This is a genomic window from Petralouisia muris (assembly GCF_004793545.1).
GTDB classification, from domain to species: Bacteria; Bacillota; Clostridia; order Lachnospirales; family Lachnospiraceae; genus Petralouisia; species Petralouisia muris.
On record NZ_SRYA01000011.1, the window covers coordinates 79,087 to 105,555 of the forward strand.

24 protein-coding genes, 1 other RNA gene and 1 pseudogene are annotated in these 26,469 nt (G+C 42.1%); 6 read left to right on the plus strand and 20 right to left on the minus strand.

Translation table 11 applies throughout. The features are described 5' to 3' along the window. Nucleotides 1–71 precede the first annotated feature (71 nt). The 3 genes from ssrS to E5329_RS07180 form a co-directional block, all read right to left on the minus strand. A non-coding RNA gene (gene ssrS / locus E5329_RS07170) (6S RNA) lies at nt 72–252 on the minus strand. Nucleotides 253–370: 118 nt separating this feature from the next. After that, a complete protein-coding gene (locus tag E5329_RS07175) occupies nt 371–2,590 on the minus strand; it encodes a L,D-transpeptidase family protein (protein ID WP_135988885.1) in 2,220 nt (739 codons plus the stop codon). A 137-nt stretch (nt 2,591–2,727) separates the two neighbouring features. Continuing rightward, on the minus strand, nt 2,728–4,407 hold the full coding sequence (locus E5329_RS07180) for a phosphoenolpyruvate carboxykinase (ATP) (RefSeq protein ID WP_135988886.1): 1,680 nt from the start codon (nt 4,405–4,407) through the stop codon (nt 2,728–2,730). Between the two features lie 302 nt (nt 4,408–4,709). Between E5329_RS07180 and E5329_RS07185 the strand changes: the two genes are divergently transcribed. Beyond that, on the plus strand, nt 4,710–6,086 hold the full coding sequence (locus tag E5329_RS07185) for a citrate/2-methylcitrate synthase (protein WP_135988887.1): 1,377 nt from the start codon (nt 4,710–4,712) through the stop codon (nt 6,084–6,086). Here E5329_RS07185 and E5329_RS07190 read toward each other — a convergent pair whose 3' ends face one another. After that, nucleotides 6,087–6,413, minus strand: coding sequence for a hypothetical protein (locus E5329_RS07190; RefSeq protein ID WP_135988888.1), 327 nt, complete (start codon nt 6,411–6,413; stop codon nt 6,087–6,089). It abuts the gene before it with no gap. Nucleotides 6,414–6,575: 162 nt separating this feature from the next. Between E5329_RS07190 and E5329_RS07195 the strand changes: the two genes are divergently transcribed. Both E5329_RS07195 and E5329_RS07200 read left to right on the plus strand, forming a co-directional pair. Then, the gene (locus tag E5329_RS07195) at nt 6,576–6,947 is read left to right on the plus strand and encodes a response regulator (protein ID WP_275443091.1); all 372 of its coding nucleotides are present in this window, start codon (nt 6,576–6,578) and stop codon (nt 6,945–6,947) included. 5 nt (nt 6,948–6,952) lie between these two features. Then, the gene (locus E5329_RS07200) at nt 6,953–7,843 is read left to right on the plus strand and encodes a chemotaxis protein CheX (protein WP_135988890.1); all 891 of its coding nucleotides are present in this window, start codon (nt 6,953–6,955) and stop codon (nt 7,841–7,843) included. 313 nt (nt 7,844–8,156) lie between these two features. Here E5329_RS07200 and E5329_RS32110 read toward each other — a convergent pair. The 8 genes and pseudogenes from E5329_RS32110 to E5329_RS07230 form a co-directional block, all read right to left on the minus strand. Then, nucleotides 8,157–8,275: pseudogene (locus E5329_RS32110) on the minus strand (beta-phosphoglucomutase); the annotation flags it as partial. Nucleotides 8,276–8,307: 32 nt separating this feature from the next. After that, nucleotides 8,308–8,889, minus strand: a complete 582-nt coding sequence (locus E5329_RS07210) for a hypothetical protein (protein ID WP_135988891.1) — start codon at nt 8,887–8,889, stop codon at nt 8,308–8,310. 22 nt (nt 8,890–8,911) lie between these two features. Beyond that, nucleotides 8,912–11,314, minus strand: a complete 2,403-nt coding sequence (locus E5329_RS07215; protein WP_135988927.1) for a glycoside hydrolase family 3 C-terminal domain-containing protein — start codon at nt 11,312–11,314, stop codon at nt 8,912–8,914. A 148-nt stretch (nt 11,315–11,462) separates the two neighbouring features. Continuing rightward, nucleotides 11,463–14,267: a beta-glucosidase gene (locus E5329_RS07220; protein WP_275443092.1), complete on the minus strand. Its 2,805-nt coding sequence runs from the start codon at nt 14,265–14,267 to the stop codon at nt 11,463–11,465. Between the two features lie 35 nt (nt 14,268–14,302). Further along, entirely contained in the window at nt 14,303–14,476 is a 174-nt protein-coding gene (locus E5329_RS30530) for a hypothetical protein (protein ID WP_275443093.1), read from the minus strand. Nucleotides 14,477–14,656: 180 nt separating this feature from the next. After that, on the minus strand, nt 14,657–15,274 hold the full coding sequence (locus tag E5329_RS31585) for an ATP-binding protein (protein ID WP_330572019.1): 618 nt from the start codon (nt 15,272–15,274) through the stop codon (nt 14,657–14,659). 76 nt (nt 15,275–15,350) lie between these two features. After that, nucleotides 15,351–15,746, minus strand: a complete 396-nt coding sequence (locus tag E5329_RS31590) for a hypothetical protein (protein WP_330572020.1) — start codon at nt 15,744–15,746, stop codon at nt 15,351–15,353. Further along, nucleotides 15,743–16,450 carry a LytR/AlgR family response regulator transcription factor gene (locus E5329_RS07230; protein WP_135988892.1) on the minus strand — a complete coding sequence of 236 codons (708 nt, stop codon included), beginning with the start codon at nt 16,448–16,450 and terminating at the stop codon, nt 15,743–15,745. The genes E5329_RS31590 and E5329_RS07230 overlap by 4 nt, the downstream gene beginning before the upstream one ends. Nucleotides 16,451–16,629: 179 nt before the next feature. Between E5329_RS07230 and E5329_RS07235 the strand changes: the two genes are divergently transcribed. Continuing rightward, nucleotides 16,630–17,334 (plus strand): LytR/AlgR family response regulator transcription factor, encoded by a 705-nt coding sequence (locus E5329_RS07235; protein ID WP_135988893.1) that lies wholly within the window; start codon nt 16,630–16,632, stop codon nt 17,332–17,334. A gap of 230 nt (nt 17,335–17,564) precedes the next feature. Here E5329_RS07235 and E5329_RS07240 read toward each other — a convergent pair whose 3' ends face one another. The 5 genes from E5329_RS07240 to E5329_RS07260 all read right to left on the minus strand — a co-directional run bounded on the left by E5329_RS07240 (nt 17,565) and on the right by E5329_RS07260 (nt 21,451). Next, nucleotides 17,565–17,705 carry a hypothetical protein gene (locus E5329_RS07240; protein ID WP_168356545.1) on the minus strand — a complete coding sequence of 47 codons (141 nt, stop codon included), beginning with the start codon at nt 17,703–17,705 and terminating at the stop codon, nt 17,565–17,567. Between the two features lie 40 nt (nt 17,706–17,745). Next, entirely contained in the window at nt 17,746–17,997 is a 252-nt protein-coding gene (locus tag E5329_RS07245) for a cytidylate kinase-like family protein (protein ID WP_275443094.1), read from the minus strand. 88 nt (nt 17,998–18,085) lie between these two features. Continuing rightward, entirely contained in the window at nt 18,086–18,265 is a 180-nt protein-coding gene (locus E5329_RS07250) for a hypothetical protein (RefSeq protein WP_135988895.1), read from the minus strand. Nucleotides 18,266–18,957: 692 nt separating this feature from the next. Further along, complete coding sequence (thrC, locus tag E5329_RS07255; RefSeq protein ID WP_135988896.1) at nt 18,958–20,439, minus strand: threonine synthase; 1,482 nt, start codon at nt 20,437–20,439, stop codon at nt 18,958–18,960. A gap of 208 nt (nt 20,440–20,647) precedes the next feature. Beyond that, entirely contained in the window at nt 20,648–21,451 is an 804-nt protein-coding gene (locus E5329_RS07260) for a cell wall hydrolase (protein ID WP_168356546.1), read from the minus strand. A 149-nt stretch (nt 21,452–21,600) separates the two neighbouring features. Between E5329_RS07260 and E5329_RS07265 the strand changes: the two genes are divergently transcribed. Then, nucleotides 21,601–22,410, plus strand: a complete 810-nt coding sequence (locus E5329_RS07265; protein ID WP_135988898.1) for an AP2/ERF family transcription factor — start codon at nt 21,601–21,603, stop codon at nt 22,408–22,410. On the opposite strand, the gene leuD is transcribed toward E5329_RS07265, so the two are convergent. Both leuD and leuC read right to left on the minus strand, forming a co-directional pair. After that, on the minus strand, nt 22,394–22,882 hold the full coding sequence (leuD, locus tag E5329_RS07270; RefSeq protein WP_135988899.1) for a 3-isopropylmalate dehydratase small subunit: 489 nt from the start codon (nt 22,880–22,882) through the stop codon (nt 22,394–22,396). The two genes, E5329_RS07265 and leuD, sit on opposite strands and share 17 nt — an antisense overlap. A 16-nt stretch (nt 22,883–22,898) precedes the next feature. Further along, a complete protein-coding gene (gene leuC, locus E5329_RS07275; protein ID WP_135988900.1) occupies nt 22,899–24,155 on the minus strand; it encodes a 3-isopropylmalate dehydratase large subunit in 1,257 nt (418 codons plus the stop codon). A gap of 204 nt (nt 24,156–24,359) precedes the next feature. Between leuC and E5329_RS07280 the strand changes: the two genes are divergently transcribed. Then, complete coding sequence (locus tag E5329_RS07280; RefSeq protein WP_135988901.1) at nt 24,360–25,271, plus strand: LysR family transcriptional regulator; 912 nt, start codon at nt 24,360–24,362, stop codon at nt 25,269–25,271. A 146-nt stretch (nt 25,272–25,417) separates the two neighbouring features. Here the strand turns inward: E5329_RS07280 and ilvC are convergent, their stop codons facing one another. Continuing rightward, nucleotides 25,418–26,437: a ketol-acid reductoisomerase gene (gene ilvC, locus E5329_RS07285; protein ID WP_135988902.1), complete on the minus strand. Its 1,020-nt coding sequence runs from the start codon at nt 26,435–26,437 to the stop codon at nt 25,418–25,420. Nucleotides 26,438–26,469: the final 32 nt, after the last annotated feature.

The following is a 26,469-nucleotide window of genomic DNA, read 5'->3' on the forward strand; positions in this document are numbered from 1 at the left end:
CCATATCTTTTGAAACTTATGCGCAAATTCGCTTTTGTAAAAATCTTTTGTACCTTAGAATTTTTCTGGAAAGTACACCCAAAATGCCGTTTCCTGCAATTTTGACTCCTAGCCTAAGCCAGGTGGGTAACCGCAACCTCTCTTCTGCCTTCCGCTGCGTTATGACGGCCTGACATCCAATCGGCAATATAAGAATCCCATAAAAGTAAATGTAGGTTCAAAATAACAGGGTATCGAACATCCCAGGATTATACTTTCTAGCCTATAAATGATTATACCTTATTATGTCCTGATTATCAACTAAAAATTAATGTAAATTTGTAACAGTTTCGAAAACAGGCTGAACTTCAGGTTCTTCTTAAGTTTTTTCTTAAAGCTGAACTTCAGGTTCCTCTGTCTCTGGCTGAACATGAACCGCATCTGCTTCAGGTTCTTTTGGCAGAACTTTATCTGTTTCAGACTCATCAGACTGAACTTCATCTGCTTCAGGCTCTTCATGCAACACTTCATCCTCTTCAGGCTGAACCTCATCCGCTTCAGGCTCTTTCGGCTGAACTTCATCCTCCCCGGATGCTTCCGTCTGGGGATTCATAAATTCCGGTGCAGACTGAGCGGAAGGCGCATTATCCGGAGTCGCATTCTGTACAGTTACGGTAACCGTAAAGGTTTTTGTCTCCGCAACCGCCGGATTATTTGGATTCTGTACGGTATAAGTAATTGTATAAACGCCTGCCTCTGTAAATGTCACCATTCTGTTTGTCTGAGCAATTTCCTGGTTGTTGGCGTCCGTAACCTTAGCGGTAACCGCATTGGTAAGATTTGTCTGATCCAGGGATGCTGTCACTCCTGCATAAACATCATAGGGCGTTCCCGCCACTGCTGCTGCCGCCTTTTTGCTGTCAATGGCAATGACAGGCTTACGGGTATCCGGATTCACTGTAATTTTCCGGCTTACCTGGGCTACTGCCTGTTCGTTAGCCGGATTTGCCACAGAATATCCAATGGTATAAACGCCTGCCTGAGTAAAGGTATAGTCGGTTCCGGTAAATTCACTGGAAACATTAGAAGGCGTTGTCACGGTAACTTTGATATTAGCAGTTACATCTGTACCTGATATCAATTTTGCAGTGATGCCGGTTCTCAAGTTCAGTTTTGCTCCAAAGGCTACCGTTTGATCTACCGCGCCTTTCACAACAGGCGCTTTCGTATCTTTTACTGTGACATTCATAACCGCCGTGGCAATCGCTTTTTTATTATTGGGATTCGCCACAGAGAATTCCACCTTGTAAGTGCCGATTTTTGTAAATTTATAACTCTTGATCTTGCTGCTGCTCAGCTTCTTTAATTTCGTCTCACCCGGCGCCTGAGCCTTGACTGTTATCTTGGAAGTCATGTTCTTTCCAGATACCAGCTTCGCTTTCACACCTGATTTCAGATTCAGAGTACTATTATATTCCACTGTCTTCCGAGAAACAACTCCGCTGAATTTGGGTTTCTTGGTATCTCTTACTTTCACCTTGCAGGTTACTTTCGTCACCAGTCCGTTTGCCGGGTTGGTCACGTAGTAATTGATTTTGTAAGTTCCAAGCTTCTTCAGCTTCAGAGTGCTCTTCTTGTAAGTTTTCTCTTTCTTGCTTCCTGGAGAAATAATCTTAATGGTGATTTTCTTGGTGAGGCTTTTTCCTGTTACAGTCTTAGCCTTTACATTCTTCTTTAATTTAAGCGTGGTATTATATTCCTTTGTCAGACTTTTCTTTACGCCAGTAATTTTAGCCTTCTCGGTATCTGCAACTGTGTAAACTTTATCTGCATAGGCCGTTCTTCCCAATGCGTCTGTGACGCGGTATGTAATTTTGTAATCTCCCAGCTTCTTCGTATCTACGCTTCCTGCATACGCCAGCTTCCCGCTGATATCATTTCCAAGGGAATCTTTGGCTGTGATTCCATTAAGCGGGTTAAAATCACTTCCGTAAGAAACCGTCTGGGAAGCTCCGCTGACATCAATGGACGGCATTGCCGCGCTGTATGGATTGGCTGGGTTGGGATCGGTGGGATCCCAGCCTTCCCTTACATTGGGAACCTTAATTGCTGCCGGTTTTCCAAGAGGATCATTGGCTGAAGAACCATAAATTATCGTAACTTTTGTTCCCAGAGGACAGTTGTCATAGATCCATTTGGCGTCCGCTACTGTCAAACGGACACATCCATGGGAGGCTGTTGTTCCCAATTTATTGTACTGTACGTAAGACTGGGAAGCAAGATCCCCGTTCCGATAATACCATACGGAATGAAACAGATAGCCGGCAACAATACGGGTGCAATACTGTCCGTAAGAGGGACCGTCTAATTCGTGCCATCTGTATTTATTGGGGGTATAAAACGTCCCAATAGGCGTTGCGCTTCCCACCGAACAAACAAACGCCCGCTCCGGCGTGCCGTCGCTTCGGAATACGGTCACTACATTCGTCGCCTTGTTTACCTGCAATGTGTAATTTCCTGCCGCCTGGACTTCGCCTTTGTTAAACGTAAACAAAGAAACAGCAAACAGGAAACAGCAAAGCACTGAAATTAAAATTCTATTTCTTTTCATTTCTTAAATCTCCAACTAATTCATAACTAATCTATATTCTGCAAATAATTTCTTTACAGTTTCCATACATTTCATTTAATACACATTCTCCCACAGGACACAAAAGCATCCTGTGGGAGCCATAAAAACCATTCGCTTTATAATGTGTTTGCTTCATCCACAACTTTCTTAATTGCAGCGGCAGCATCTTCCGGCAACTTATTAAATCCGCCTTCTGCCTCGTCCAGATTTGTAACATAATTCAATCTGTCCTGCATACGAGCCTTTAACTGCTCTACATACTCTTTGTCAGACAGATCCGGCACAAATCCTTCCCATTCAAAGATTTCAATATCAGAGAACGGTCCCCATGGTTTGAAATCTGCTTTCTTCTCAACAATAGCTTCCAGTACGCCAAGGGTATCCTTCGGCTGAACTTTCTTGCCCATAAATTCACCGGTATTGATGATGTAGCAGTCTACATTCTTGCTTTCCACCAGAGATTTGAACTTCTCATAGTCATTCACCAAAGGATAAGTTCTGAATGGGTTCGCATAAGGCTCTACCACCAATGCGTTGGGATCTACGCCTGCTGCAAGCCTTTCTGCAGTAGAACGTTTGGTTGCTAAAGTAGCTCCCATAACGGAAGCAAGAGAAGCTCCTTTTAATTTTACTACCGGCGGAATGGTAGGATCTTTCATAATCCAGAAAATAGCGTTCACCGGCGCTTCAATCTTATCCACACGGTTCGGAGACCATAATTTGGACTTAATGGCACGTCCGTTACCGTTACGCACATCTTCTGTTACCAGAACTACCTTGCCCTCTTCGTCTAAAGTGGCGGAACAGTTCTGGGCAGTCAGCAGGAATTTGTTATCTTCACATGCGGTCGGATAATCCGCTGTCTTATCAAAATAAGTAGGCTCTAACGCTACGGAAGAGCAGGTCTCTGCATTGATAATAAATGCATCGTCATGAAGCACTTTGATAGACGGATATTTGTCGTTGTGCTTTGCATGTGTAAGCGTAGACTTACCTGATCCGGACAATCCGAATACAGCAGCAACATACTTGGAACCATCCTCTAAGGTGTACTCCTTCTGTCCGCCATGGCAGGAAGCATAACCATTTCTGTTAGCCAAAGCCCATGCCAGGGTCAGAGTGCCCTTCTTATGTTCTCCGAAATATCTCATACCCAGAATTCCTGCACAGTTGGTATCTGTGTTGAAATAGCATAAGCAGTTGGGATCTGAAATATCCGTTTTATCTGTTCCAACCCACTGAGGATCTGAGAAGATATAAATATCCGGCTCATTCTCATACAGTTTGGATGATTTGTACATCTTTACATAGTTATCAGACATATACTGGAAGTTCAGCATCCAGGAATAAAGGAGGTTTTCTTCTCCTTCCGGAATCAACAGATGTGCTTTCACCATAAATTCCGGATCAAGGCCGATAAATACTTCTGCATGGTACATGGTTTTCCATCTGGTATCATAAACCGCATCCATCAAAATCTTATCCAGTTCTGTGGTATTCACGCCTGGTTTGCCAGTAATTCTTCTTGCCGGAGCATAACGTCCTGTAATGGAACCGTCATTGAACAATAATACCTTAGCATCAGGCTCTAAGCCAAACTCCTCTCCTTTGTATACAGGCATGTCTGTTACAACAGTTCCCGGAGAATTCTTAGCAAGCTCATATGCTTCCTTCAGGGTGTTCACCTTTACTACATTGTTACCGTAGAATGCGGCTTCAATAATAGAGCGGGTCTTAGCAAAACCAGTTTTGTTCGGCCCAATCTCTGTTCTTGGATAATATGCCTTTGTTGCCATTTTTTATCTTCCTCCTTAAAATTTTAAAGTTCTCTACCATATAGCATAGCCTTTTGTTATTTCTTTGTCAATCTTTTTTTGTCTTTCTTTGTAAAAACTTCTGCTATGCCATTATTTTAAACTATTTTCTGGAAAAAATCTATGAAAAAATCCTCAAAAATTATATAAATTTTTTAAATAAAGTATGAACTTTTCGTAAAATCAAGATATTTTTCTTGTATCAAAAACAAAAAGTATGGTATGATAACCTAATATTGTGGGTTTTTGTTACTAAAATGAAAATAGATTCAAAGGGGGAATTTATGAGCACAAACACGAATACAAACTATTTTTGCGAAATCACACCTGAAATCACCCGGCTGGCAGAATTAAATCAGCAGGCTGCCACCATTAATCCGGAACTTTTCGGAACATACGATGTCAAAAGAGGACTCCGCGACCTGAATGGAAAGGGCGTCCTGGTAGGACTGACGGAAATTTCCGATGTCTGCTCCACCAGAATGGTAAATGGCGAATCTGTTCCTGCACCTGGAAATCTGTACTACCGGGGCTACAATGTAAAGGATATTATCCGTGGACTTTCCGACAATTCCCATTTCGGCTTTGAGGAAAGCACCTACCTTCTTCTGTTTGGAAAGCTCCCGAACCGGGAAGAACTGGACTTTTTCCGGGGACAGCTTGCAAAATACCGCTCACTGCCCACAAGCTTTGTAAGAGATTTTATTATGAAAGCGCCCAGCCAGGATATGATGAACACATTGGCGCGAAGCGTCCTTACCCTTTACTCATACGATGATCGGGCAGACGATATTTCCATACCTAATGTACTGCGTCAGTGCCTGACATTAATCAGCCTGTTTCCGCTTCTTTCCGTTTATGGATATCAGGCGTACCGCCATTACCATGACGGAGCCAGCCTTTTCATTCATACGCCTGGAGAAGAATTGTCCACCGCAGAGACTATTTTACATGTTCTGCGTCCGGACAGCCGATACACTCCACTGGAGGCAAAGCTTCTGGACATTTCACTGATCCTGCATATGGAGCACGGCGGCGGCAATAATTCCACCTTTACCACGCATCTGGTATCCTCCTCTGGAACAGATACCTACTCTGCCATTGCGGCGTCTCTGGGCTCTCTGAAGGGTCCAAAACACGGCGGCGCCAACATCAAAGTGGTAAAAATGTTCGAAGATATGAAACAGCATCTCCATGACTGGAACGATGAGGAAGAAATCAGCGCTTACCTGACTGCCCTTCTCCACAAGGAGGCCTTTGACAAGGCTGGTCTGATCTACGGTATGGGCCATGCTGTATACTCCCTGTCCGACCCAAGGGCAGAATTGTTCCGTACTTTCGTGGAACGGCTTTCCAAAGAAAAGGGACGGGAGGAAGAATTTGCGCTCTATTCCACTGTGGAACGGCTTGCGCCGCAGATTATTGCAAAGGAGCGCAAGATTTACAAGGGCGTAAGTCCCAACGTAGACTTTTTCTCCGGATTTGCCTACAGCATGCTGAACCTTCCTTTAGAGCTTTATACTCCTATTTTTGCCATCGCAAGAATTTCCGGCTGGAGCGCCCACCGTCTGGAAGAATTAAGCTACAACGGCAAGATTATGCGCCCTGCCTACAAGAATGTCCAGGCGCACAGGGAATACATTCCCATGGATCAGCGATAATCACCAGAATTTTTGTTTTGCCCGGTTTACGGAAAAATAGAACCAAATGCACACAGTCAGAAACAGCAATACCAAAGCCCGCATAACTCCGGTCAGGGGCGTTACATAATCATTGATAAATGCTGCCGCTCCATAAAGAGCCGCCATTGCGCCCATTACGATGGTTCTTCCATACATATAGTCGATATATCCCCTGGCGTCCCGGATGGAAGTATTCGCAGTTCCGGTAAACCAACTATTCAGCTGTCCGGTTCTCTTCATATTGACGGAAGAATAAATAGTATAGATTCCATAAATAAATATAATTACATCAAATAGTACCAACATTGCGCTTTTCCTTTCTTTAAATTATTGTATTTAAGGTAAAAATTATTATATACGTTGTCGAAAAGTAATGCAAATGGAATTTATATAAAAGAAAAGATTGAAACTTCCAACCACATAGTGTAAAATTAGAATATCTAAATCAATCAGCAAGGAGCGATTCGAATGGAAAATGTAAAAATATTAATCTGCGATGATTCTGTTCTGGCACGGAAACAGCTAAAGGACATCATCAAAAAATGTGGCTATGACAATTTTATCGAAGCATCCAACGGACAGGAAGCTTTTGAGCTCTACAAAGAGCACCAGCCGGATCTTTCATTCCTGGACATTGTTATGCCAGTCAAAGACGGCGTAGAGGCAATCCGCGACATCCGCAGCTTTGACCCGAAAGCCTATATTGTTGTTGTGTCCTCTGTGGGCACACAGACGCAATTGAAAAATGCGATTTTAGAAGGAGCACGCGATTTTGTACAAAAGCCTTTCTCTTCTTCTGCTATTGCAGAAATCTTAAAAGGGCGTTTTGAAGGGAGATAAGAGTTATGCATACGCAGTTTTTTGGTAATTTTTTGCTTAATAAAGGGGTTGTCACCCCTGAACAGCTGATTGAGGCTTTGAAGGTTCAATCCTCTACCCACAAGAAATTCGGTACTCTGGCAATCCATTCCGGTTATATGTCAGCAAGTGAAGTCGCAGACGTCTACATTACCCAGACCCACTATGACAAACGGTTCGGAGAGCTTGCCGTAGAACTGGGTTATCTCACTCCTGAACAAGTGGACAAACTTCTGACCCTACAGCTTCCCAACTATATGCTGCTGGGACAGATTCTGGTGGATCAGAAAATAGTAACACATATTGAATTGGAGAATTTAATTACGGAATATAAATCTGAATATGAGATTTATGAGCTGGATATGATGGAAGAACAGAAAACAATGCTGGATAAACTGCTGGCTGACCTGTATCTTCCGGATGATCTGCAAGATACACAGAATATTATTACCTACATTACGCTCCTTTTTAACAACCTGGTACGTTTCATCGGAGAAGATTTTACTCCTTTGAATATTATGACATTGCCGGAAGTTCCTACAAATTACTGCGTATCTCAGATGATCGACGGTACTTTTTCCTTCCTGTCCGCACTGGATATGGATTCCGAGACTGCAATTGCCTTTGCAGGCAGATATGTGGATGAAGAATTTGAGGAATTTGACGAATATGTCAGTGCTTCCATGGAAGATTTTCTGAACCTGCACAATGGTCTGTATTCTGTAAATATGTCCAATGATTACACATTGGAATTGCATCTGCAGCCGCCTGCATGTCACGAAAATACTGCACTGTCAACGGAATGTCCATGCTATCTGCTGCCGGTGATCTATTCTTTTGGAACTGTGAACTTTATTTTCTCTATCACATCTTCCTAAAGAAACTGCTGCCTGGCAGCCATATGAGAACGGGCAATACTTTACAGTAACTTGTCTGCAAGAGCTGGCTAAAAAGAAGGGGCTATCGGGTAATGACATTTTTGGGACCTGTTTCTTCCAAAAAGACATCTCCCGCAGGATTCCGTGCTTTTCAGCATAGAATCTTCTGCGGGAGATGTCTTTTTTCTTGTATCTCTTAATGGCAGGCACCAGCCTGACACTGGATCCACTGTCTGTTATCCGGCTTTACAGTTACTGGCTCCAGATCAAATGCACCTTCCTGGATCTGAAACAGCAAATTGGTGCATTCAATTATCAGTTCATCAAAATAGATTCCTTCTTCATCTGCAGCGCCTTTCACGCCTGATAATAATATTTATCTGTAAAACAAACAACACCGTCAAGATCAAAGACAACTGCTGTATATTTCATTGCTTTTCTCCTCTATATATGTATATTCAACTCTAGTTCTCAGCCTTCTTCGCCTCTCCCTCCGGGAAAATAATCTTATTGACAACGAAGAAAATCACCATAGACACACCTCCGGTCAGAACCGTCGTAATAATGTTGTAAATAAAATCCGGCACTCCCAATGTTCCGGCCACGCCGACCCAGATACTGTTAATGGAATTGACCACCAAGGTCACACCAACCCATCCGACGAAATATCCCACGATCTGCGGCGGAATCTTCCCATGGCTGCGGAAGGTGATATTCCTCTGCAGTGGAAAATTGATACACTGAGCTGTAAACGTTGCGATCAGATAGCCGATAAAGTAGGCGAGCCCTCCATCTGCCACGCTGTAGCCAAGAACATTGAAGGTAAAGGACGCTCCAAACAGTTCCATCCGAACTCCCGGCCACATCCACTCCACGTTTTTGTAAGCTGAAAAGACTCCTGGCAGAAACTGAATTAAAACATACTGCCATACGGTTACCAGGTTACTGAATAAGAAGAACAGGCCTCCCTCACGGATCCACTTGGCTGCACCGGGGTGTTTATCTGCAAATCCTCCCCACCACTTTGTAAATGCGTTTTCTTTCATGAGTTCTACCTCCATTGATACTTTAATTCATGCCCTTTGCCCTTTTTCTGACCTTTTGCTGTCGGAAAAAGCCACCGATCACCTGTCCAAATCCTTTGAAAAAATGTCCGTTTACAATCGTTACAATCCCATCTACCATTTCCTGACTGCAGATTCCACCTGCCATCTTTCCAATCGCTCGAAACGGCATATTATAATTAAACATCAGATTCAGGTTTGGTTTCCCCTTAGCCATGCTTTTATCCACAATATTTGTCATAACCCTATAAATCATCCTTGCTAGTCCGCTTTTTGCGTAGTACATCTGGCAAATCGCGTCATTACGGTCAAGCTTTCCAGTCCAATGCCCGTTCGGTATCTTATGCCCTAAAAGTGTTTCAAACTCCTGATCGGATATCTGTGTAATATCTCCAGAGGCATAATCCTTAAGCAGTCGCATATCATACGGCAAAGAGGCTCCTGTCCCTATGATATCTGCCGTCTCAGACAACCGAATATCCGACGCACTGGCTCCAATTAATATTTCATATTCCCCGCTTTCAATTTCAAATTCGTTAGTCTTCACATTAAAGTAACGAAATGCATCCCTGTCTATTGGTATCTCTACCGTCTTCGTTTCTCCAACCTTTAAGAATACCTTAGTAAAACCCTTCAATTCTTTCTTTGGACGATACACTCCACTACATTTTGCACTGATATAAAGCTGTGCTACTTCCGCACCATCCCTATCCCCAGTATTTGTTATATCAAAAACTGCTTTTGTCTCACTTAAGTTCAAATTACTATACTGGAATGTGGTATAACTCAGCCCATATCCGAACGGGAACAATACTTTCTTTCCTACCGTTTCAAAATATCGGTAGCCTATATATAATCCTTCTCTATATTCCGCATTACGTTCCTTAGAAGGGAAATATGGAGCAGACGGAACATCCTCATATCTCAATGGATATGTCTCATTCAGCTTTCCAGACGGATTAACCTTTCCGGTAATAGCATTCAGCATGGCTCCTGCACCTGCCTGTCCGCTTAAATATCCATGAATTACCGCTTCACATTTATCAATCCATGGCATCTCAATGGGAGCTCCTCCGGCAAGTACTGCAACCACATGTTTGTTTACAGACGCAATCTTTTCAAGCAGCCTAATCTGGCTGTCCGGAAGTCTCATATGCTTACGGTCTAAGCCTTCGGACTCCGATATTTCATCCAGTCCAATAAACAAAAGCACAACATCCGCCTTTACTGCCAATTCTGTCGCTTCTTTTTCAAGCGCAGCATCCGCTGCTCCAGTTCTATGATATCCCACCGCAAATCCTAAGAACTCTATCGGGAAATTTTGAATTACATCTAACGTAGATTCCAGTTTTGTGGGATTCACGACAGAGGATCCTGCCCCCTGATAACGAGGCGTTTTTGCAAAATCACCAATAATAGACACCTTTTTCCCTGCAGCAAGGGGAAGGATATGATTTTCATTCTTTAGAAGCACAATGCTCTGTTCTGCCGCTTTCCTTGCCATAGCATGATGCTTCTCAATATCAAATTTTTTGCCTTTAACTTTATCCACTGCTTCGCGCAGAGGCAGAATCACATCTAAAAGCTCTTCCACACGTTGATCTAAAAGCTTTTCATCCAGTTTTCCAGCCTTTACTGCCTGGATTAATTCTTCATCAGAATCTCCTCCTGTAGTCGGCATCTCCAGATGGGAGCCTGCTGCTACGCCTGCCACATGATCGTTAGAGGCTCCCCAATCCGATACCACAAAACCATCAAATCCCCATTCATCTCTGAGAATTTTCTGAAGAAGATGCTCATTTTCATTCGCATAAACTCCATTTACACGATTATAGGAAGACATAATCGACTTTGGTTTCGACTCCTTCACTGCAATTTCAAAACCAGTCAGATAAATTTCCCGAAGGGTTCTTTCGTCCACAACAGAATCACTTGCCATACGCCGGAGCTCCTGTGAGTTCACTGCAAAATGTTTAGGACACGCTCCAACCCCCTTTGACTGAATACCTCTCACATACCCTGCCGCCATTTTTCCTGCCAAATACGGATCTTCACTAAAATACTCAAAATTACGCCCGCACAACGGATTTCTCTTTATATTAAGTCCAGGTCCAAGCAACACACAGACGTCCTGTGATGAAGCCTCTGCTCCGAGGTAGGATCCAATTTCTTCTCCCAGTTTCGGATCCCAGCTGTTAGCAATTGTAGCTGCTGTAGGGTAACAAGTAGCCGGCACACTTCCATTTAAACCAAGCTGATCACTCGCTCCCTCCTGTTTTCGAATCCCATGAGGTCCGTCAGAAAGCGTCACATTCGAAATTCCCATCCGATTTACAGAACGGGTCTGCCAAAAATCCTTTCCAGAAAGCAAATAACATTTTTCTTCCAGACTCATTTTTTGAACCATATTCTTAATATCCAAATCTCTCACCTTCTTTTTTTAATGACTATATAAATAAGGGGGCGATGCTGTGGTAGCTGTATAAGCTGCCATCGCAACTTTCCCCCTTCCACACAGAAGTTCCTGCTTCTCTTTTTATTCACTTCTTTATCGTTTATTCTTCTGAAACAACCTTTTTCTTTTTCAAATAGCGAAGAATCAGTATTGCCTCCACTGCAAGAATAATCAACACAGCGCTTACATCAAACGCAATAAATAACTTTGTCATATTTGTCATAACGCCTGCTGGATCCTCATCCCCTGCATAGTTGCCACTATTCACAACCGTATAAAGAATATTCTTACTTGCCTGCCGCATAGCCTTAACAGCTGTAGCACTCTTGTCTGACAGGACATTAGATTCAACAGTGCCAAATCCCAGCATTAAATCATTCCCACTTCGAATACAATGGTCGGTAATCATATATCCATATGAACCATCAAAATCCGATTCAACCATTCCTAGAAAGCCCCATTCGCCTCGTAAAACATTATTCAATAAATGTTCATTGCCACAACTTGGTTCCGTACCAATAAAGTTAAATGAAGACATTGCAGCAAGCGCTTTCCCTTCAAAACCCTTTACTGCCAGCTCAAACGGCTTCAAATATACCTCCCGAATTGCCTGTTCAGAAGCAAATGTCAATAAGAAAGCGCATCGATTTGTTTCTTGGTCGTTAACTGCAAAGTGTTTGATATATGCATATACGCCATGCTCCGCCGCACCGTTAATTTCATTCGCAGCCAGATACCCTGCAAGAACGCCATCCTCTGAGTAATATTCAAAATTCCGTCCTGCAAAAGCAGAACGATGCGTATTCATAGCCGGACCATACCAGCCATAATTACTGACCTCTTTATATTCCTGTCCCATTGTCTGTCCTGCTTCATACATAAGTTTCTTGTTCCACGTCTGCGCCATCAATACTTCCGAAGGATAAGCGGTACCTTTTGCCCCTGTAATAAAGTGACTCAATCCGGCTGGACCATCACAGTCATTGGTTGCAATTTTACCAATTGATTTCACCTCTGCTGTCTGCCATCCTCCTACATTAATCAAAGTTGCCATATCATCGAAACTCATCTGATCCAGCAGTTCTTCCCATTTTGGATCATCATAATCCAGTCCTACCATATCATAAAGCACCAAACCATTATCAGCTTCCATCACCGGCATTTCATCCGAGTCCTCGTTATACAAGGTTCCGTCGTAAATTCCAACTGCATCTTCTTCTATTGCTGCCCGGATTTCGTCAGACATTACATACTGCTCTTCTTTTAATTCTCCGCAAGCTTCCTTATAGTTTGCAAAGCTGTCGGCTCTGGAAAGCTGCACAAAGTCTCCACGTGCATAATCCTGAAACTGATTCGCAGCAGTTTCAACATCACTGGAACGCCCATCCTTACTATAATCAATATCTGCTTGTACCATAAACTTTTCTTCTGCCTCTACTGTATGGGAGTCCGAACGCACTGATATGATATATTCCCCAGCTTCCAGTATATATCCTCCTCCTTTTATCTTTATTCCCTCAGAATCATAAGCAGCCATGTCCTCCTTATTGATTACAAAAGAAACTGTCTGGGACGCCCCCGGCTCTAACTCTTCTGTCTTTTCAAACTGAATCAAATTCGCAGAAGCTTTCTCAATTCCGCCATTATTATACGGAGGAGTGTAATAAATCTCGACGGTATCCCTGCCGGAAACTTCTCCAGAATTTGTAACAGTCACCTCGAAAGATATGGAATCCCCATCATCTTTAAAGTTTTCCATCTTTTTTTCAAATGTTGTATAGCTTAATCCATAACCAAACGGATACTGTACATAATCATCATATTTAATCAGACCTTCTTCAGCCGCTGTCTCATAAAATTTATATCCTACATAAATCCCTTCTACATAATTAACAAATGCGATATTTCCTTCATAAGCAGAATCTGCCTCCGCAATCTGTTTTTTCAAATCATCCACATTTGTATATGCATGATTTCCAATATTATTAATATATGGCGTTTTAAATAAATCTTTAACATAAGTATCCGCTGTTTTTCCTGATGGATTTACGGAACCATTTACGATTTCTCCTAATGCAGAAAATCCTGTAGCGCCACCTGGTGGAGCCAAAATCACAGCACCAATCTGCTCATATTCATCTACCCATCCCAATTCCATTGCATTACTTGCATTAATAATGACAATCACTTTATTAAATTCAGAACAAACTTTCTCCACCATATCTTCTTCTGTTTTAGACAGTTCAAGATAAGATTCCCCTTCCTCAAAATCATCGTAATCACCATTATTTGTATATGTAGCATTCAAATAATTGTAATTATCCGGTGCTGCTGAAATCTCTTCTGCCGGATTGTACGTTCCTTTAATAACAGCGTTCATGTCAATTGGAAGATCTGCCCCCTCACCGCCAGGACGACCGATTACGATAACTGCCGTATCAGAAAAATCCTTTGCTTCCTTCATAATTTCATCCGTATATGCATCTACTGTAGGCTCTGGAAGGGTCCAGTCCTGTGTCCCCATCGCAAGTGTCGGTCTCTCTGCACGATAAGAAACATACATATCCGTCAACGTCTTATTAGTCTCATATCCAGCATCCTCAAATGACTGAAGAATCCCTACTGCCGTTGAAGCGTCGGAAGAACCGGAACCTGTACCGCCAAATAATGGATTTGTAGAATCCCATCCAAATACATTCAGTTTCTTAACATCTGGAGCCAAAGGCAGGAGTCCTTCATTCTTTGCCAAAACCAACCCCTCTTCTCCAATACCCTGTATCATGTCCCTGCTATTTGCTATTGTATCATCACTTAATGTCACATCTGCTGCATTCAGAAATCCGGAAACATTCCCATACATCGGACCATAGCAAATGACATTCACTACAATTACAACAATTGCCACAAATGCCAGCACAGCCTGCCAGCGGACAATATGCTTTAAGCCTTTTTCACCTTCACCGCTGCAATCAACACAATTATCATCACAACCAGTGCTGCAAGCATAACATACACATATCCGATAAGTTGTGTAAGATAAGTCTGCAAATCCGCTTCACTAACTCCATAACTCGTAACAATTGGCCGCAGTATATCTGCCAAAAAATCAACCATCTTTTTCTCCTCCTTTTTCTTTGAAAACTTTTTGAAATTATAACATGGTTTCTTTTGTTGTACATATTTCACCGTAACCTGTCGTTTTTTTTGCATAATTTGCAGTTTATATATACAATATGTATGATTTACAATGTATTTTTTTATACATTTTGCCCATCCATGACATATCTGTTTCTATTACATTGGTATTAATATTTTTAAGCTAAACCAATTATCGTGTGCGGATATATCCGTTTCTCCACCATATTTTCGAACTGTATAACAAAGGCTTTTTAAACCGTATCCATGAAATTGTGTTTCTTTTTTGGTCGTAAGCGGAAATCCTCTCGAAAACTCAAGTTCGCCCTCGTAATAGTTCTCAAATCGGATGATCAGAAATTTTTTTTGCGAAAAAGCAGCCACTTCAATTAGTCTTTTTTCCAATTCTAATTTCTCCTCACATTCTATGGCATTATCCAGTGCATTGCCAAATATAGAACAGATATCAATGTTATCCATAAAATCGAATAATGTTCCATCCACTACACAGGTCATAACAATCTGTTTTTTTGCACAACTTAAGTTTTTTGAAGTAAGCAGTACATCCAACACTTTATTTCCGGTTTTATACTGCATTCCATAACCCTTTAACTCTTCTTCCAACTGGTTCAGATAATCACGTCTCCTCTGTTCATTTTCTTCCATCTTAAGCGCAAGAGTATAATGCTTTAAGTCATGATATTTATAGTTAATAAGCTCTATTGCTTCCTGAGAGCGCTGATACTGAATATATTGATTATGTAATATGTTCTGCATACTTTCAAATTCATAGCGTATACGCAGATTAATTCTCTGAACATGGTATGCGTATAGTATGGCGACGCCGCCAAAGTCAATCATTGTGCGGATAATAAAGATTTCCGGATATATAGAAAAAACATTCTATTTCCCATTCTAACGATGCCATAAACTCTGCCAGCACAAAGGAACGCACACAACAGTAACCCGCATCCTTTGCACTCAAATTGCAGCAGGCAAAAATGAAAATATACATAATCCCAACCGCAACTGCCATACACACAATCCACAAAAAGTCTTCCTGATTATCAGTCAGAATCAAAAAAAAGGACTGCAATACCAACACAACTGCGGATACTGCCACCAGTTTCCAACTATTTATTCTTCTTCTCATCCTTAAAATGCATAGCATGCAAGCCAGCCATTCTGCCAGTGCCGTATAAAATCTGGGTATATCTGGTAAAATAGAATTGATATCTCCCATATTCATCTTTCATTCCCCCAATATTTTGTTAGATCTTTCATGAATCCATTTTTTCGCGAACGGCTAATCTGAAGCATCTTTCCTTTTATAACAGCACAACCATCCTCTATCCCATCTACATGTGCAAGATTAATAAAATAACAATGGTTTCCACGTGAAAAAGTCGAATTATTTAATTCTTTTTCAATAGATTTCATTGTCATATTTGAAATAAAATCTTTTTCTTCTGTATGAAAAACCAGATTATGATCAAAACTTTCTATATACTGTACATTCGAAACATTTAAACGTGCCACTCCATCCTTAGTCTGAATAATAATATCCTTTTTTTCCAGCTTTTTAATCCTTTCCATTGCTCGTGTCAGCTTTTGACTGAATACAAAATAAGACACAGGTTTTAAAATATAATCTAAGGCACCTACTTCATATCCACGAATTGCATATTGTGAAACATTTGTAATAAAAATAATAATTACTTCTGAATCTATTTCTCGGATTTCCTTTGCCGCTGTCATTCCATCTACAAATTTCATTTGAATATCCATTAAAATAATATCAAATTGTGCTTTATAGCTGGACGTAATCTCATCCCCATCCTGATAAATGGTTATCTCTAATTTTTCCTCACAGATCTGTTGATATCTTTTCAAATATTCTGTCAATTCTCCAACATATGAATTATCATCCTCTACAACAGCTATTCTGACCATTTACGCTCACCCTCCTTTTCTTTGACAACATATTATGATTCACCCTATGACACTCATAAAACTTTTTTGTATAATTTTCACAATACCCTATATTTATTTCTCATTGTACAAACATAATTTTTTTGTTATAATATTTGTGAATATTTCCTAATTTAAAAAGAATGGGGGAATAGGTTAAAATGATAAAAATAGCTGTCGTAGAAGATGATGAACGATACGTTTCTAAACTGCTGCAGTACTTAGAAACCTACAAAAAAGAGGAAAAAGAAGATTTCCTTATTAAGGTGTACCGAGATGGATGCGATATCGTCACAAATTATAAAGCACAGTATCATATCATTTTAATGGATATACAGATGAAATTTGTTGATGGAATGACTGCTGCTGAAGAAATTCGCAAAAAAGATTCTGATGTAATCATTATATTTATTACGAACATACCACAATATGCAATACGCGGATATGAAGTAGGTGCTTTAGATTATATCTTAAAGCCAGTTTCTTACTTTGTATTGCACAAGAAATTGAAACGCGCAATTGTCAGATTGCAAAAAACAAATCAACAATATATTATAATTCCTGTGAAAGGCGGCATTAAACGTGAATATACATCAAATATTTATTATATAGAAAGCAAAGGTCACAATCTGATATACCATACCAAAAATGGAATTTACTTATCTAATGGAACGCTGAAAAATGTGGAAGAGCTTCTAACCCAGACCCATTTTTCCCGTGGAAATAACAGGTATTTAATCAATCTGGAACATGTGGAGGCAATAGAAAATAACTGTGCCATAGTAAAAGGAGAACATTTATTATTAAGCCGAACGAGAAGAAATTCCTTTATGCAGAAACTAACAAACTATTGGGGTAAAATGTGATAAAGGCAGTAAATATCCTCTCTTGCGGTGGTCTCTATTACCACCACCGCACTTTATATTCCCAATATTTTTTCATCGTAAATATCTTCGCAAGTTCTTCCATCAGTCTCAAAGACTATGCACTAAGCACTCCCCTATCGTCAACTTTTTTATAGCAATTTCTTAAACGCTCTCAACATGCTCAATCCTTTTTAATAATCAAAATATTCCATACTCACAGCATCAAAAAATCACATTTCTGTTGGTAATCTATCACATCGTGATAATTCGGTTTTGCAATTTATCAATACCACCTGACCATTGACCAGCGCTGCAGCCTTTATCACCTCTACCTCTGAGGTATCCAGCTTTCCATACTGGATATTATCCATCACCGTCCCCGTAAATAAATCCGGCTCCTCCGTCAGAAATTTACAGCTCTGGATGCATACCCCTGCAGGCATCTTCTATCATGGAAACACATCCCTCAATGCCGAATACGCTGCTGTTCATATGTTCCTCTTTTTCCTCAATAAATCCCTGATGGAATCCGCTTTCCTTTGCTGCCAGTTCAATGATCTCCTTATCATAAAATGGCACATCCAGCCTTTTTGCCAGTTCGCTTCCGACGCTGTGCCCGCCGCTCCCACACTGCCTGCTGATTGTAATGATTTTTGCCTGCATAAATAGCTACCTCCTAAATTTTTTTCCAGTATAATTTCAGCATGACCAGGATTGTGATAAACGCCAGCACATCTGCCAGCGGGCCTGCTCACAACGCTCCTTCCACTCCTAATGCCATCGGCAGCAATAAGGTTGCCGAGAGCAGATAGACAATCTGCCGGGACAGGGACAGGACGGTTGCCGGGGTTGGCTTTCCGATTGCCTGAAAGAAAATGCCCGTTGCCGTAATTGTAGCCCCAAATGGGCTGCGCGCTTGTTGCCAGTCCAAGCAGGACAGCAGAAACAATCTGGTTCACCTTCATGGTAATGCCTATGATCATCAGGGGAATTTCTGCGCCATATTTCGACTGTGCGCCATAGGATACCAGTATGTTATTTGTAACCGCCATAACCGATATGGAACAGCAAATGTAAGTATCAGTTTTCCAATCCGTTCCGTTCCAAGCGGATTTATCTTTGTTACCGTTGTATCATTTTTTCCTCCTAAACTTTAACCGATCTTATTATTGTTAAAAACAATATCCTATCCCTATCTGTCTCCTTTCTGATATAGAAAGCCTTCTGCTTTTTCAACATTATTAAAGCACATTAATTTAAAAAAGTGAATTGAATATTTCGCATTATAAATGACAAAAACGCAATAATATCTTTCCGGCTGTAGGAAGCTTATAAGAAGGGCCAGAAAAATCCGGAGATCCAGCAGCTCCATAAAGAGTTGCAAAAATGTGGCAACCGCCAGAAGGGAAAGTCGAGGAGAAAGCTGCATAAGGAAAAAGAGCGTTTCCAAAATCAGCAACAAGGGACTTTTGCGCCCTAAAATAGAAGAATCAACAAGAAAAAAGACATCTCCTGCAGAAGAGTCCATGCCAAAAAGCAAGGAATTCTGCGAGAGATATCTTTTTGGGAGAAACAGATCCAAAACATGCTTATGCTCCGCTTCTATCCATATTTCCAGGGAAATCACATATGTAGAAACTCTTTCACAACGGCCTGCATCTCATTGACTTCACATACCCGCGTATGACGCACCGGCGCAGTGCGGATGTCTTCAATGGCCTTGGGCACGTTCACCCCGGACAGCGCTGCCAGTTCGTCCACCAGCTCAAAATCTGCTTTGCTGTCGTATTTCTCATCAATGGCAGTCATAACGCTTCTGGTAAACTTATAAGGACTTGCCGTAGAGACAATCACAGTCTTAGCCGCATCCTTTGTCTCTTCCCGATATTTCTTATAAACTGCTGCTGCAACCGCCGTATGGGTATCCATAATATATCCGAATTCTTGGTAAGTCTCCCGAATCATGGATGATGTTTCATTCTCACCAGCATAATTACCATAAAATTCCGAAAGCTGACTGCGCATCTCAGCGCTAATCTCATATCTGCTCTCTTCCTGCAGAGATTTCATCAGACTGCGGTTCTTCTCTGCATCATTTCCCGCAATCCAGTAAATCAGACGCTCCAGGTTACTGGAAATCAGAATATCCATGGAAGGAGAAGAAGTCAGCACAAATTCACGGTTCCTGTCATAGGCGCCTGTGGCAAAAAAATCATACAGCACTTTATTCTCATTAGAAGCGCAAATCAGCTTTCCAATGGGCAGCCCCATATTTTTTGCATAAAAAGCCGCCAAAATGTTGCCGAAGTTACCTGTGGGAACAGTCACATTGATAAGCTCTCCGGTCTGAATAGCCCCGCTCTGCACCATTTTTGCATAAGCATATACATAATACACAATCTGAGGAACCAGGCGGCCAATATTAATGGAATTGGCGGAAGAAAACTGATATCCTGTCTCTTCCATGGCTTTCTCTAACTCCTTGTCAGAAAACATCTGTTTCACTCCGGTCTGTGCCTGGTCAAAATTACCGTGAATCCCCACCACAAAGGTATTCTCCCCCTGCTGGGTCACCATCTGTTTCTGTTGGATGGGGCTTACGCCGTCTTTGGGATAAAAGACGATAATTTTCGTTCCCTTTACATCGGCAAATCCTGCCAGGGCTGCTTTGCCAGTGTCTCCGGAAGTAGCCGTCAGAATCACAATATCGTTCTTCACCTGGTTCTTCCTTGCAGCAGCAATCATCAGATGAGGCAGAATTGAAAGAGCCATATCCTTAAAGGCTATGGTTGCCCCATGGAATAATTCCAGAAAATAGGCGTCACCTGCCTTCTTCAACGGAGCAATTTCTTCGGTATCAAATTTCCCGTCATAAGCCCTTGCAATACACTGCTTTAACTCTTCCTCTGTAAAATCCGTAAAAAACAACTTCATCACTTCATAAGCCGTCTCTTGATAGGTCATGTCCGCCAGCTTTTCCACCGGCACATCCAGAGAAGGAATCTCCTCTGGCACAAACAATCCCCCGTCTTCTGCCAGACCCTTTAAAATTGCCTGGGAAGCCGTTACTTTCTCTTGGTCATTTCTCGTACTTACATACAGCATAATTCTATTCCACCCTTTTATTATTCTTCGTATCTTAAGATTGAAAAGAAACCATCCTCAGTCGGGAAGATTCCCATGCCGCCCCTCAGACGCCCATGTATCACAAAAAAGGGCGTCCCTGCTTCGGGACACCCCTCATTATAAAAGTTTTCCTCTTTCATGTCAATCTGCATGCTATACAATTTTAATGCAGCAGCGCATAAAAATATCAGGGAAGTGTATAAAATTCATGCCCGCCATACTGAAAAAGCCAGGTTAAATTACGGTCAAACCACGCCATATCATAAGGATTTGCCCTTCTTCGGGCAGAAAAGAACAGTGCGCCCTGAGACAAATCTTCTTCATGGATAGCCTTTTCCACTGCTTCTACCGTACTGCCGGTTACCTCCACAGAGTAATATCTTCCATCTGCAGTAGGCGCAAACTGAGGGCTTCCGCCGCTCTTTTCAAAAATCACATCAGAAACTGTGGAAGCAAAATCTTCTGCCAGCACCCGGTTTAAAATCACCTCTGCCACCAGGATTTTTCCCTGCTCGTCTTCTCCGCCTGCCTCTGCCTGTACAATTCGAAGAAGCGCTTCGTAATCTTCCTCAGAAATGGAAATATCGCCGTATGGGTTCACCGGAAGCTGCTGCATTTCATTGTGAACTGGCTCCACACTGGCACAGACTGCCGTTACCTCCCGTTTCTGAATCTCTGCTTCTCTCGCCTCTTTCATTTTACTCTGTTCTGATTCTATTGCCTGCTTGCAGGAGGATGCAAAATCTCCGATAGCCGCCACGCTCTCCTGCTCCGAATTCTCTGACTGAATCTCCCCTTTTGCTCCCTGCATATTGCTGCATTCCACTACGCTTCTGTTTTTTCCTGCACCGCCAAATCCATGGGTATTTAAGGAAACCATCGCAAATACCGAAAAACCGGAAACAAGAACTGCGCAATTCCGATAGGATTTTTTGGATATATTTTTAATGTAACAATATACATTCTTTAGTAAGTTTTGAATTGTCAACATATTCGTTCCTCTTTTCCATTTGACTTTCCCATAATTTACCATTCCATTTTCAGTATCCCAAAAACTTGCGTTTCTTTCGTTTTGTGATATACTTATTTTGTATTTTTTTCACAAAAAAATACATGGAAATATAATTTATGGAGGGTACTATGCTGCCAGGTGTTTACATAGCCTACAAAAAAAACAAAACTGCCTATTATCGCGCCAGTATCACTTTTCGCAGTAAGCATATATCTCTGGGCAGCTTCGATACCGAAGAGAAAGCAAACCTTGCTTATCAGGAAGCTGTTCGGCTGCTGCAGGACAGTTCTGTCTCCTTTGAAGACGCTTTCTCTCTGCCAACTATTTTAAGTTTTAGTAAAGTGATTTCTTTGTTGAATTTTCGGGATAATCTTATTTATTTTAAAAATCCTATCTATTTGAGGAATAATTATTTTATTTACTATATTTCCAAATCAGACGAGCTAAAATTCGACATTGACGATCTTTTTTATTATTCCAGCCACAAAATTATGCGCCGGCAGGGACATCTTTTTGTCAGCGATTACGGGATGCAGATTAATATTCTTTCCCGTTATGGCATTAAAAATTATGCAGTTGCCGGCAGGGACTACTATTTCGCCAACGAAGATTCCACAGATTTCCGGTATTCTAATATTATTGTAGTCAATCGGTACTACGGCGTGAAAAAAATCACCTCATCCAATGGGGAGCTTTATAAAGTACAAATTCATATCAATGGAAATTACACGGTAGGAACCTACCGTTCGGAAGAAAAAGCTGCAATTGCTTACAATAAAGCTGTAGATCTGGCAAAAAAACACGGAATCTCCAAAAATTTTCAGATGAATTATCTGGAGCCTTACTCTCCCCGTGAATATGCCGAAATCTACAGCCGCACAAAAATTTCAGAAAAATATATCAATTACTTAAAGAAACTGTCTATCCCTTCTGATTAATATAGTTCACCAAGCCTTCTGCCTTGATAATCTTCTGCATAAACTCCGGGAACGCCTGTCCCTGAAAGGCAGTTCCCTTTGTCTTATTGGTAATTACACCGCTGTCAAAGTCCACTTCCACCTCATCCCCGTTTTCAATGCCCTGCGCCGCTTCGGGACATTCAATAATCGGCAGGCCTATATTGATGGCGTTCCGGTAAAAAATCCGTGCAAAGGTCTCTGCAATGACGCAGCTCACCCCAGAAGCTTTGATGGCGATAGGCGCATGCTCCCTGGAAGATCCGCATCCAAAGTTCTTATCTGCCACAATCAAATCTCCCTGCTGCACCTTGCTGACAAACTCTTTGTCAATATCCTCCATACAGTGAACCGCCAATTCCTTCGGATCGGAAGAATTCAGGTATCTCGCTGGTATAATTACGTCGGTATCCACATTATCTCCATATTTAAAAACTGTTCCGCTGGCTTTCATATTCTCTCTTTCCCTCCTATTCTTCTGGCGCTGAAATCCTGCCGGTCACTGCGCTGGCTGCAGCCACTGCCGGACTTGCCAAATATATTTCTGAATCCACATGCCCCATACGCCCTACAAAGTTACGGTTGGTGGTGGAGACGCACCGCTCTCCTTCTGCAAGGATTCCCATATATCCTCCCAGACAGGGGCCGCAGGTGGGAGTGCTTACAATGGCGCCTGCTTCGATAAAAGTCCTCAGCAGCCCCTCCTCCATCGCTTCCAAATAGATCCTCTGTGTTGCCGGAATTACAATGCAGCGGACGCCCTTTTTCACTTTCTTTCCTTTTAAAACCTCCGCTGCTGTACGAAGATCCTCAAGGCGTCCATTGGTGCAGGAACCAATGACTGCCTGCTGAATGGCAATGTCTCCCACTTCATCAATGGTCTTTGTATTCTCCGGCAGATGCGGGAACGCCACAGTAGACTTCAGAGCGCTTAAATCAATGGTATACTCTTCATCATACACTGCATCCTCATCTGCTTCGTATATTTTAAATTCCCGGTCAGAATGTTCTTTCATATAAGAAACTGCCTTTTCATCCACCGGGAAAATCCCATTCTTGCCGCCTGCTTCAATCGCCATGTTGGCAATGGTAAACCGATCATCCATGGACAGGCTGCTGATCCCGTCTCCGGTAAATTCCATGGATTTGTATAATGCTCCGTCTACCCCTATCATGCCGATAATATGTAAAATCACATCTTTCCCGCTGACCCATTTCGAAAGCTTGCCAGTCAGGTTGAATTTGATTGCAGAGGGCACCTTAAACCATGCCTTGCCCGTTGCCATTCCGGCCGCCATATCCGTGCTTCCCACGCCTGTGGAAAAGGCTCCCAATGCGCCGTAGGTGCAGGTATGGGAGTCTGCGCCGATAATCACGTCTCCTGCTACCGTAAGGCCTTTTTCCGGAAGAAGGGCATGCTCGATTCCCATTTCCCCAACATCAAAATAATTGCTGATTTCATGCTTGCAGGCAAACTCCCGGACACATTTGCAGTGCTGGGCAGATTTGATATCTTTATTAGGTACAAAATGATCCATCACCAGTGCAATCTTATCCTTGTGAAATACCCCGTCTGCCGTAAACTTATCCATTTCATGAATGGCTACCGGCGCAGTGATATCATTCCCAAGCACCAGATCCAAATTCGCCTCTATAAGCTGTCCGGCTTTTACTTCCGGAAGCCCTGCCGCTGCTGCCAGAATCTTCTGAGTCATTGTCATTCCCATATTTCAATCCTCCTGTTTCTCTTTCTGCTTGCTATTCTAGCATATGTCATGATATAATAGAAATACATATTAAATATAATTATTATAAATTAAAGTTATACTCGAGCGCATATTTATTTGCCAAGTGATTTACGATTCTTCTTGAAAGAGCAAAAACCTGTTGGCAAATCATTTGGCTCATGGGTATATAGGGAGACCACCACTATGGAGCAGACGCTTTCTTCTTATCGGATTTTTTATGCAGTTGCCAATACCGGAAATATTTCCAAAGCTGCCAAAGAACTGTATATCAGCCAGCCAGCCATCAGCAAATCCATCCAAAAACTGGAGGAAAACATTGGCGTAAGGCTGTTTGAGCGCAGTTCCAGAGGCGTTACCCTGACTCCGGAAGGCCAGCTGCTCTATACCCATGTCAAATCCGCCTTTGAAACGCTGACACTGGGAGAAGACAAGCTGCGCCGTTCCATCGCCCTTGGCATGGGAAACCTTACCATTGGAGTCAGCGCTACCCTGTGCAAATATATTTTACTCCCTTATCTGCGGAATTTTATTAAAAAATTCCCCCATATCAATATTTCCATTGCCTGCCATTCCACCAACCAGACATTAAAGCTGTTAGAAGAAGGCAAACTGGACATCGGACTAATCGGGCAGCCGGAAACACTCAAAAATATTGATTTTTATCCCGTTCAGGAAATCGAAGATATTTTCGTAGCCACCAAAGATTATCTCCATAATCTGAAAATCCGCGGCGTGGAAAAGCATCAGCTTTTGAAGCATTCCACCCTGCTGCTTTTAGACCGTGAGAATATGACACGCCAATATATTGATGAATATCTTCAAAACAGCCGCATCATTGCCCAGGACGTAATAGAGGTCTCTAATATGGATCTCTTAATAGAGATGTCCAAAATCAGCCTTGGAACAGGCTGCGTCATCCGCAATTTCGTCCAAAACGAACTGAAAACAGGCGTCTTATTGGAAATTCCCCTTGAAATCCCTATTGATAAACGGTTTGTGGGCTTTGCCTATAACAAAGATGTGAAAATTTCCAGTTCCCTCAGGCACTTTATTGATTTTTATGAATCCTGCAGCACAGTTTCAAAACCTCTCTGAATCCAGCGCCAAGGAGGCAAACCGGCATAACCCCGCTTGGCTGAACAGATCTGCAGATCATATTTTTGTTTCCTGTGACAGAATGCAAAACGTCCCTGACAGAAAACTTTGCCAGGGACGCCTGCATTGCACCACAGTTATTTTGATTAATTATTGATTAATTTATCTTCCTCATTATTCCAGCTATAGAGCTTACGCACTTCCTTGCCGATTGCTTCTGCAGGATGCTCGGCTGCCAGCTTTCTCATGGCTCTGAAATGAACCTGACGTCCTGCCGGAGACATATCCAGCAAGAAATCCTTCGCAAAGGTTCCGTCCTGAATATCAGAAAGAATCTTCTTCATTGCTTTCTTGGTGTCTTCTGTGATAATCTTCGGCCCTGTAATATAATCACCGTACTCTGCCGTATTGGAAATAGAATATCTCATTCCTTCAAAGCCGGACTGATAAATCAGGTCTACAATCAGCTTCATCTCATGGATACATTCAAAATATGCATTCCTTGCGTCATAGCCTGCTTCTGTCAGCGTCTCAAATCCTGCCTGCATCAATGCGCATACGCCGCCGCAGAGCACTGCCTGCTCGCCGAATAAATCTGTCTCTGTCTCCGTACGGAATGTGGTTTCCAAAACGCCTGCTCTTGCGCCGCCAATTCCTAATGCATATGCCAGGGCAATATCCTGCGCCTTGCCAGTAGCATCCTGCTCCACTGCAACCAGACAGGGAACTCCTTTGCCTTCCTGATATTCACTTCGAACGGTATGGCCTGGTCCTTTAGGAGCAACCATAGTAATATCTACATCCTTGGGAGGAACAATTGCTCCGAAATGAATGTTGAATCCATGGGCAAACATCAGCATATTGCCTGCTTCCAGATTCGGTTCGATATCCCTCTTATACATATCTGCCTGCAGCTCATCATTGATCAGGATCATAATAATATCTGCTTTCTTCGCAGCTTCGTCTGCTGTAAACACCTCAAAGCCCTGAGCTTCAGCCTTAGCCCAGGACTTGCTGCCCTGATACAGCCCGATAATTACATGACACCCGGATTCCTTTAAATTTAATGCATGAGCATGTCCCTGGCTGCCATAACCGATAATTGCAATTGTCTTTCCATCTAATAAAGAAAGGTTACAGTCTTCTTGATAAAATATTTTTGCCATTTTCTTATCCTCCTAAAATATTTATAATATCG